The organism is Pseudomonas sp. SMSB3 (assembly GCF_052041965.1).
Lineage (GTDB): Bacteria > Pseudomonadota > Gammaproteobacteria > Pseudomonadales > Pseudomonadaceae > Aquipseudomonas.
On record NZ_JBKGGV010000023.1, the window covers coordinates 22,005 to 30,593 of the forward strand.

General features: G+C 63.8%; 9 protein-coding genes. 6 read left to right on the forward strand and 3 right to left on the reverse strand.

All coding sequences use genetic code 11. The features are described from left to right. Nucleotides 1-84 precede the first annotated feature (84 nt). Complete coding sequence (locus ACLEJW_RS22595) at nt 85-1,266, forward strand: MFS transporter (protein WP_313300521.1); 1,182 nt, start codon at nt 85-87, stop codon at nt 1,264-1,266. Between the two features lie 174 nt (nt 1,267-1,440). Further along, complete coding sequence (locus ACLEJW_RS22600) at nt 1,441-2,154, forward strand: IclR family transcriptional regulator (RefSeq protein ID WP_145183330.1); 714 nt, start codon at nt 1,441-1,443, stop codon at nt 2,152-2,154. A 21-nt stretch (nt 2,155-2,175) separates the two neighbouring features. On the opposite strand, the gene ACLEJW_RS22605 is transcribed toward ACLEJW_RS22600, so the two are convergent. Both ACLEJW_RS22605 and ACLEJW_RS22610 read right to left on the reverse strand, forming a co-directional pair. Beyond that, the gene (locus ACLEJW_RS22605; RefSeq protein ID WP_440778285.1) at nt 2,176-4,683 is read right to left on the reverse strand and encodes an ABC transporter permease; all 2,508 of its coding nucleotides are present in this window, start codon (nt 4,681-4,683) and stop codon (nt 2,176-2,178) included. Beyond that, nucleotides 4,683-5,366, reverse strand: a complete 684-nt coding sequence (locus ACLEJW_RS22610) for an ABC transporter ATP-binding protein (protein WP_145182049.1) — start codon at nt 5,364-5,366, stop codon at nt 4,683-4,685. Before ACLEJW_RS22610 ends, ACLEJW_RS22605 begins: the two co-directional genes overlap by 1 nt. A gap of 10 nt (nt 5,367-5,376) precedes the next feature. Here ACLEJW_RS22610 and ACLEJW_RS22615 point away from each other — a divergent pair, with 10 nt between their 5' ends. The 3 genes from ACLEJW_RS22615 to ACLEJW_RS22625 all read left to right on the forward strand — a co-directional run bounded on the left by ACLEJW_RS22615 (nt 5,377) and on the right by ACLEJW_RS22625 (nt 7,431). After that, nucleotides 5,377-5,982, forward strand: a complete 606-nt coding sequence (locus ACLEJW_RS22615; protein WP_313456213.1) for an arylesterase — start codon at nt 5,377-5,379, stop codon at nt 5,980-5,982. Nucleotides 5,983-6,040: 58 nt separating this feature from the next. Beyond that, entirely contained in the window at nt 6,041-6,322 is a 282-nt protein-coding gene (locus tag ACLEJW_RS22620; protein ID WP_145182055.1) for a hypothetical protein, read from the forward strand. A 131-nt stretch (nt 6,323-6,453) separates the two neighbouring features. Next, complete coding sequence (locus ACLEJW_RS22625; RefSeq protein ID WP_145182058.1) at nt 6,454-7,431, forward strand: L,D-transpeptidase family protein; 978 nt, start codon at nt 6,454-6,456, stop codon at nt 7,429-7,431. A gap of 134 nt (nt 7,432-7,565) precedes the next feature. On the opposite strand, the gene oprI is transcribed toward ACLEJW_RS22625, so the two are convergent. After that, a complete protein-coding gene (gene oprI / locus ACLEJW_RS22630; protein WP_003259780.1) occupies nt 7,566-7,817 on the reverse strand; it encodes an outer membrane lipoprotei OprI in 252 nt (83 codons plus the stop codon). Nucleotides 7,818-8,325: 508 nt separating this feature from the next. On the opposite strand from oprI, the gene ACLEJW_RS22635 reads away from it, so the two are divergent. Beyond that, on the forward strand, nt 8,326-8,589 hold a 264-nt coding region (locus tag ACLEJW_RS22635; RefSeq protein ID WP_440778286.1), incomplete at its 3' end, for a GNAT family N-acetyltransferase.

Genomic DNA, 8,589 nt, shown 5'->3' on the forward strand with positions numbered 1-8,589 from the left:
TTGCAGGCGGTGTGGGTTGCAGGCCTGACGGGGACTGTCGTCTTGACCGCTTCATCATCACATCGTAAAGCCTGGCCAGCCGCCGTGCGGGCCCTGGCGCACCGCAACTTCCAGGTGTATTTCGCAGGGCAGGGTATCTCCACCTTGGGCAAATGGGTGCAGCAGGTTGCCCTGGCCTGGCTGGCCTATCACCTGACCGGATCAGCCGTGCTGTTGGGTCTGATCACTTTTCTGACCCTGGCCCCGCAATTGCTGGTCGGGCCGCTCGCCGGCGCGTGGATCGATCGTCACGACAAGCGTCGTCTGCTGATCATCGTTCAAGCGCTGCTGATTGCGCAGTCGCTGGTGTTGTCTGCTGTGACCTGGTTGCAGTGGATCGACGGTGCATTCATCGCTGCCATGGCGCTGCTGCTGGGTTTGCTCAATGCCTTGGAAACACCACTGCGACAGGCGCTGATCGCCAGTTTCGTGGAAGATCCGGCCGACTTGCCCAATGCGCTGGTGCTCAACGCCATGTTGATCAATGCCGCACGCTTCGTCGGCCCGCCGCTGGCTGGCGGGCTGATCGCATGGGCGGGGGAAGCGGCCTGCTTCGCCCTGACGGCGCTGGCCTTCATGGCGTTGCTGGTTGGCCTGCTCAAGGTGCGCGGCAGTGCGCAACCCAGGGCCACGGGCTCCACGGCGCAGGTCTTTCGCCAGGGCCTGGCCTATATGTGGCAGACGCGCAATGTCCGCCAATTGCTGGTCAATGTGGTCATGGTCAACCTACTGGCATCCTGCTATGCCGCGCTGCTGCCGATCATGGCCAAAGGCGTATTCGCTGGCGATGCGCGCGTGCTCGGTTGGCTTTGGGGCGCAGCAGGGGCCGGCGCGTTCATCGCGACCTTGGTGCTGGCGGTGGGTGGGGCGCTGCCACGCCTGCGACTGTTTACCGATGTTGGCGCCATGCTCTGTGCGGTGGCGCTGCTCGGCTTGTGCGCGGCAGGGTCGCTGCCGCTGGCGCTGGTGGCATTGGCAGGCGTGGGTTTTGGCATCACCTTGAGCAATGTCAGTACCAACATGCAGTTGCAAAGCGCTGCGCCCAGCGATCTTCGCGGGCGGGTCATCGCCTTCTACATTGCCATGCGTTTCGGCTTCGAAGCCTTGGGCGGCATGGCTGCTGGAGTGCTCGCTGCCCAGTGCGGTGCGCCGGCGACGTTGGGCGTTGCCGGCGCGGCCCTGGCATTGGCGCTGGGTATTCATTACTACCTTCGCAGGCGTGTCTGAGCACTCACGCTGTTCGTTCCTGGCTCCATTGCACCTGCGGCTATGAATGGCTTGCTGCACAGGTGCGGGCGGACGGTGTGGCCACGATGCGTTGGCGTCTGCCGAGCGTTAACGGATAATGCGCACATCTGCCCAGCAGCACCTGAGGGCTCCGAGACTGTGAGGGTTTTGCAAATGGTGAAAGCGCGGCCGCGTCCAGCGGTGAATGGTGTGGCATCGGCGGACCGGGTCTTGACCGTTCTGACGGCGTTTCAGATCGGCGACACGGCCCTGAGCCTCGTCGAACTGGTCGAGCGCACAGGCCTGATCAAGAGCACGATCATGCGCTTGATGGTCTCGTTGGAAGACCACGGTTTCATCACGCGCATGGCCGATGGCCGGTACCAGCTGGCGAGCGAGGTGATGCGTCTGAACGCGGTCTATCAGGAAGCGCTGGACCTCGAAAGGCACGTCATGCCACGCCTGCACCATCTGGCGGAACAGTCTGGCGAAACCGCATCGTTCTATGTGCGCCATGGCGCTTATCGGATGTGCCAGTATCGGGTGAATTCGTCCCACAGATTGCGCATGAACATGCAGCCGGGTGATATGCGGCCGATGGATGAAGCCGCAGGCGCCCAGGCGCTGCGCGCGCCATTCGATGTGGGCGTAGCCTTGCAGAAACCGTTTTATTCCAAAGGCGCTACCGATCCCCATGCCGCATCGATGGCGCTGCCCATATACGGTGCGCAGCGAGAGCTGATGGGCGCCTTGGTGATTTCCGGCCCAGCCAGCCGATTGACCGAAGAGTACGCCGAAAGCTTGAAGTCGATGTTTTTCGAGGTCGCGCATGACCTCATGCGCAGCCTGGGCTTCAAGGCGGCGTCCGAAGCCGGAGCGCTTGCCTGACAGGCCGCCCCACCTCGCGCTTCAGCTTTCTCGCAATACTGCCAACGGGCTGGCGTTCAACGCTCGGCGCGTCCCTGCAATGCCGGCCCCGCCCACCAACAGCGCGCCCAGTACCGGGAGCACCAGCAGCCAAGGGTGGGGGCTCCAGGCCAGATCGAAGGCGTAGCGGTACAGCACCAGGGTGATCAGCTCGCAGCCCAGCGCCGCCAGGGCACCGCTGGCGGCGCCGAGCAGACCGAACTCAATGCGCCGCGCCTTGACCAGCAGCGGCCTGGCTGCGCCCAATGCGCGCAGCAGGGCGCCCTGGCGTATCCGCTCGTCCAGTGTTGCCTGCAGCCCGGCGAACAACACTGCCAGCCCAGCTGCCAGCACGAACAGCAACACATACTCCACGGCCAGCGTGACCTGGGCAAGGATGCTGCGCAGCTGGTCGAGCAGGGCATCGACCTGCAGGATGGTCACGGCAGGGAACGCCCTGGACAGGGCGACCACGTCGAGGTCATGCCCGGGGGCGAGGTAGAAGCTGGTCAGGTAGGTCGTCGGCAAGCCCTGCAGGGTGCCCGGTTGGAAGATCATGTAGAAATTGGGTTGGAAGCTGTCCCAATGCACGCTGCGCAGGCTGCTGACGCGGGCCTGGCGTTGCTCGCCACCGATGTCGAAGGTCAGCAGATCGCCCATTTGCACGTTCAGGCTATCGGCCAACTGTGCTTCGACCGACACCCCTGGCACTTCATCGCCCGTCGGCAGCACCTGCCACCAGTTGCCGGCGGTGAGCTGATTGCCGTCAGGCAGCTCGGCTGCCCAGGTCAGGCTGAGGTCGCGCTGCACGGCGCGTTCGCCGGCAGAATCCTTGCTGACGACCTGCTGCACAGGTTGCTCGTTGATCTGCGTCAGCCGACCGGGCGTGACCGGATACAGCGGCGCCGAGCTGGCGTTGACCTGCTGCAGACGCTGGGCGAACGGCTGACGATCGTCAGGCAGGATGTTGAGCGCAAAATAGTTGGGCGCATCCTTGGGAAGTTGCGCCTGCCAGGTGTCGAGCAGCTCGGCGCGCAGCAGCGCAACCAGGGCCATGGCCAGCAGGATCAGGCCGAATGCCAGCGCCTGACCGGCCGCCGCCAGCGGGTGGCGAAGCAGTTGGCCCAGGCCCAGGCGCCAGGCCAGCGGCGCGCCGGCCAGTGCTTTGCGCAAACTGTGCAAACCCAGCAGCAGCAAGCCGCCTAGCAGCAGCGCGGCGAGCAGACCGCCGCCGAGCAGGGCGAAGGTCAGCAGCAGATCCAGGCTCAGGCGCCACATGATCAGGCCCAGGGCGAGCAGGGCGGCCCCGTACACCAACCAGCTGCTGGTGGGGACGGGCAACAGGTCGCGGCGCAGCACTCGCAGCGGCGGTACCTGGCCCAGGGCGGCCAGCGGCGGCAGGGCGAAGCCGGCCAAGGCCACCAGGCCTGTGGCAATGCCGGCCAGTGCAGGGATTACCCCGCCTGGCGGAACCTCATTGGGCAGCAAGCCCTGCAGCAGGTGAAACAACCCAAGCTGCGCCAGCCAGCCCAGCAGCGCGCCAGTCAGCGCGGCGACGAACCCCAGCATCGCCAATTGCAGGCAATACAGGCCCAGGGCCTGGCGCCGGGACAGCCCCAGGCAGCGCAACAGGGCACTCGCATCCAGGCGCCGGGCGGCGTAGCGGCTGGCTGACAACGCCACGGCGACGCCGGCCAGCAGGACCGCTACCAGGCTGGCCATGTTCAAATAGCGTTCGGCCTTGCCCAAGGCTCCGCCGATCTGCTGATTACCGTCGCGGGTGTCGCGCAGGCGCTGGTTGGCGGCCAACTGTTCTGCCATGGCCTGGCGATACTGCGCCAAGGCTTGGTTGTCGCCGCGCCACAGGTCGCGGTAGGTCACTCGGCTACCCGGTTGAATCACCCCGGTGGCCGGCAAGTCGGCCAGGTTCATCAACACCCGCGGGGTCAGGCTGTAGAAGTTGTTGGCGCGGTCGGGTTCGTACGTCAGTACGCGAGTCATGCGCAGGGTCTTCATGCCGACGTCGATGCTGTCGCCGATCTTGAGCCCCAAGGCCACCAGCAGGCGCGGCTCGACCCAGGCTTCACCAGGGGCCGGGCCACCGCCGCTGGTTTCCTCGGCAAACGGCGCCGGAGCACTGCGCACTTGGCCGCGCAACGGATAAGCGCCGTCGGCTGCCTTGATGCTCGACAGCTCGATGCCGTCATCACCCCCGACGACACTGGTAAATTCGACCACCTGGGCATGGCGCAGGCCTGCTGCCTGGCCTGCATCGATCTGCTCGGCGCGGGCTGGCGCACTTCCTTGCAGCACCAGGTCGGCGCCCAGGAACTCGCTGGCGCGCAGTTGCATCGCACCATTGAGACGTGCGCCGAAGTGGCCGATGGCAGTGCTCGCGGCCACCGCCACCAGCACGGCAAAGAACAGCACTCGCACTTCACTGGCGCGGAGGTCGCGCAGCAACTGGCGCAGCGCCAGGCTGCACAGGCGTGACAGCGGCATGTGCTTCATCAAGCCTCCACCGGCCCGACCAAGCGGCCTGCATCCAGACGGATCTGGCGCCGACAGCGACGGGCCAGACGCTCGTCATGGGTGACCAGCACCAGGGTGGTGCCGCGTTCCTGGTTCAACTGAAACAACAGGTCGCTGATCCGCTCGCCGGTATGACTGTCGAGGTTGCCGGTCGGCTCGTCGGCAAACAGCACGGCCGGGTGCGCGGCGAACGCACGGGCGATCGCCACCCGCTGTTGTTCGCCACCTGAGAGCTGGCGCGGCGTGTGGCTCAGGCGCTGGCCCAGGCCGACCCGCTCGAGCAGGGTCTGAGCCTGCTGGCGCGCATCGTCGCGGCCATCGAGCTCCAGCGGCAGCATCACGTTTTCCAGGGCATTGAGGCTGTCGAGCAACTGAAACGACTGGAAAACGAAACCGACGTGCTCGGCGCGCACCCTGGCTCGTTGGTCTTCATCCAGCGGGCCGAGGTCATGGCCGGCGAGGATGACCTTGCCGGCGCTCGGCCGGTCGAGCCCGGCGAGCAAGCCGAGGAGGGTGGATTTACCCGAGCCCGAAGCGCCGACGATAGCCAGGCTGTCACCGCGGGCCAGGTCCAGCGAGAGGGCGTGCAGGATGGTCAGCTCACCTTCCGCACTGCTGACCACTTTGCTAAGGTGCTGCGCAACGAGAATGCTGGGGCCCATGGAGAATCCGATGCGAGTAGGGTGGTTGAGTGCCGGTCTGGCCCTGTTTTGCCTGGCCCAGAGTGCGGCGGCGGGGACGTTGCTGGTTGTCGGCGATAGTATCAGCGCAGGTTTTGGCCTGGATACCCGTCAGGGTTGGGTCTCTTTGTTGCAGACCCAGTTGCGCCAGGAAGGTTTCGACACCCAGGTGGTCAATGCTTCGATCAGTGGCGACACCAGTGCAGGCGGGCAAGCGCGGCTGCCGGCGCTGCTTGCTGCGCACAAGCCAAGCTTGGTGGTGGTTGAGCTGGGCGGCAACGATGGCCTGCGAGGGCAGCCGCCCGCGCAATTGCAACAAAATCTTGCCTCGATGATCGACAGCGCGCGTCAGGCAGGGGCCAAGGTGCTGCTGCTGGGTATGCGTTTGCCGCCCAACTATGGCGTGCGCTACACCAGCGCCTTTGCCGACGTCTACCAGCACCTGGCCGAGCAGAAACAGGTGCCCTTGGTGCCGTTCTTTCTCGAAGGGGTCGGCGGCGTACCGCAGATGATGCAAGCCGATGGCATTCACCCGGCACAAGGCGCGCAACAGCGCTTGCTGGAAAATGCCTGGCCGGCGATAAAACCCTTGCTGTGACGCTTTAAACGGGGGCGGCTTTCGGCTAATGTTGCGCCCCCCGTTTCGAGAGCCCCCAATGCCGCGCCCTGCCTGGTCCTTGTATGCCTACCAACTGATCGAGCCTGACGAGCAGCTCGACCTGTTCGCCTGCCAGGAAATTCGCGTCCACCTGGTGGCCCGTCAGCTTGAACTCGGCGTGCCGGTCGACCGCACCCTGTGCGGCGGCTTGCTGCCGGCCCAGCCGCGCTGGTCCGGGGTGCCGCGCGGCATCTATCGCGATGGTCGGCTGTGTGATCTATGCCGGGCGATCCTCGATGCCCAGCGCCGTGGCATGCGGCCGATCTGGCCTGAGCTGTGAGACGGGCCTGCGCGGTGGAACTCCGCCGGCCATTGATCATCTGAAACCCATGTGGGGCCCCGATGCCTCCCGCTTGCTCCGAGGCGGGTGTACAATCGGGCCTCTTGACCCGCTTTCGAAGGATTTCCCGGATGTTGCCGCGCATTCCCGCCGTCACCCGTCGCCTGACCCTGGCCGCCCTGCTGGTAGCAGGCCCTGCTGCCGCGCTGGAATTGCCCCTGCCGCCACCCGGTGAAGACGTTGTCGGGCAGGTGCAAGTGATAAAGGCCAAGTACGAAGACACCTTCGCTGATATCGGCACCGCCAATGACCTGGGCTACCTCGAGATGATCGCGGCCAACCCTGGTGTCGATCCGTGGCTGCCAGGTGCCGGCACCGAGATCATCCTGCCGACCCGCTACATCCTGCCGCCAGGTCCGCGCGAAGGTGTCGTCATCAACCTGGCCGAATACCGCCTGTACTACTACCCCAAAGATCAAAACGTGGTGCACACCTTCCCGCTGGGGATTGGCCGCGAGGGTTGGGGGTCGCCTGTGGCCAACACCAAGATCATCGCCAAGACGCCGAACCCCACCTGGACGCCTCCGGCATCGATTCGCGCCGAACATGCCGCGGACGGCGACATTCTGCCTGCGGTCGTACCGGCAGGGCCGGATAATCCGCTCGGGCCGTTCAAGTTCACCCTCGGCGTGCCAGGCTACCTGATTCACGGCTCGAACAAGAAGTTCGGCATTGGCATGCGCACCAGCCACGGCTGCTTCCGTATGCTCAACAACAATGTGCTGGAGTTGTCCAAGATGGTCCCGGTCGGTACACCGGTGCGGATCATCAACGAGCCTTACAAGTTTGGTGTCAGTGGTGGCAAGGTGTATCTTGAAGCGCATACGCCACTGGATGATAACGGCAACCCATCGGTGGTCGACAAGCACACTGCGGTGATCAATGCGTTGCTCAAGCGCGAGGACTTGGCCAATAACCTGCGCATGAACTGGGACATGGTCCGCGACGTGGTCGCAGCTGAGGATGGCATGCCCGTGGAAATAGCCGTGCCAAACAGTAGCGAGGCGCCAGCACCGATGATGTCGAGTATCCCGCCCGAGTTGCAGTAAGGCTACTGCGCCGCTCTACGAGCCCGCTCCAGGCCCTGGCCTGCAGCGGGTTTTTTCATGCCTGGGGCCTGTTCAGGCAATAAAAAAGCCGACCCCACAGGTGGGGTCGGCTGTATAACAATCCGTGAGGATTATTACTTGCGGCTGGCTTTGTCCAGCATGCGCAGAGCGCGCTCGTTGGCTTCGTCAGCGGTCTGCTGAGCCTTCTGAGCAGCGGCCAGGGCGTCGTCAGCCTTACGGTAGGCTTCGTCAGCACGAGCTTGAGCGCGAGCTGCTGCGTCTTCGGTCGCAGTCAGACGAGCTTCGGTTTCTTTGGATACGCTGCTGCAACCGGTAGCCAGAACTGCGGCCAGAGCCAGAGCAGAGAATTTCAGAACGTTGTTCATCGTGTTCCCCTTCAAGGACTTTCAATTAAAGAGCCATCTCTCGGAAAAGAGAAACTGGCCGGCGTACATAGTACCCATTACTTGTAGTAAGTAAACTGACTGAGCGCAAGAACTGAAAAAAAATGTTCCTCGAGGCAGGCCTGACAACATGCCTGACGGTGAAGTGCAAAAAAATCGCGCATCGCTGCCAAGCGTTTGTTGTTCGGCAACTTTTTGTGTGAACTAAAAGTGACTCGAACTGTCTCTGATCGTCTTATCTGCTACAACATCCGGCGCTGTTGTCCTGTTATCAGAGCCCGCCGCGACACGGCACTCTGCTACTTTTTAACAGTTGCTACCTTGAGTATTCCCGCTTGCGCCGCCTACTATTTCAGGGTGGCCCCGCGCGGTCGAACGATTGCAGTGGGCCTGGGGTCCAAGGGGCAAGAGGTGGCGTTGAGGTTCCTCCGCCGGATCAACCACGTCGGTTAAGGCCAAGGTCTGCCAGAAAGGCCTGCGAGGAGTAGTGATGAGTGAAGCGCTGACCATCCACCATGACCAGGCCGGTCATCAGTTCGAGACCAATGTGGACGGTCATCGTGCTTACCTGACCTATATGGACCTGGGCAAGCAGACGCTGGATATCTACCGCACGTTCGTGCCCAACGCACTGCGCGGTCGTGGCATCGCCGCGGCGCTGACCGAGAAGGCCTTGGAATACGCCGAGCAAATGGGCTATACGGTGATTCCGTCGTGCTCTTATGTCGAGCGTTACATGGAGCGCCAGCAGCGC

Excerpts from the sequence above, each read along its gene's own strand:
- ACLEJW_RS22620 (WP_145182055.1), top strand. The coding sequence starts at position 6,041 with ATGCCGCGCCCTGCCTGGTCCTTGTATGCCTACCAACTGATCGAGCCT.
- ACLEJW_RS22605 (WP_440778285.1), bottom strand. The coding sequence starts at position 4,683 with ATGAAGCACATGCCGCTGTCACGCCTGTGCAGCCTGGCGCTGCGCCAG.
- ACLEJW_RS22610 (WP_145182049.1), bottom strand. The coding sequence starts at position 5,366 with ATGGGCCCCAGCATTCTCGTTGCGCAGCACCTTAGCAAAGTGGTCAGC.
- ACLEJW_RS22625 (WP_145182058.1), top strand. The coding sequence starts at position 6,454 with ATGTTGCCGCGCATTCCCGCCGTCACCCGTCGCCTGACCCTGGCCGCC.
- ACLEJW_RS22615 (WP_313456213.1), top strand. The coding sequence starts at position 5,377 with ATGCGAGTAGGGTGGTTGAGTGCCGGTCTGGCCCTGTTTTGCCTGGCC.
- ACLEJW_RS22600 (WP_145183330.1), top strand. The coding sequence starts at position 1,441 with ATGGTGAAAGCGCGGCCGCGTCCAGCGGTGAATGGTGTGGCATCGGCG.
- oprI (WP_003259780.1), bottom strand. The coding sequence starts at position 7,817 with ATGAACAACGTTCTGAAATTCTCTGCTCTGGCTCTGGCCGCAGTTCTG.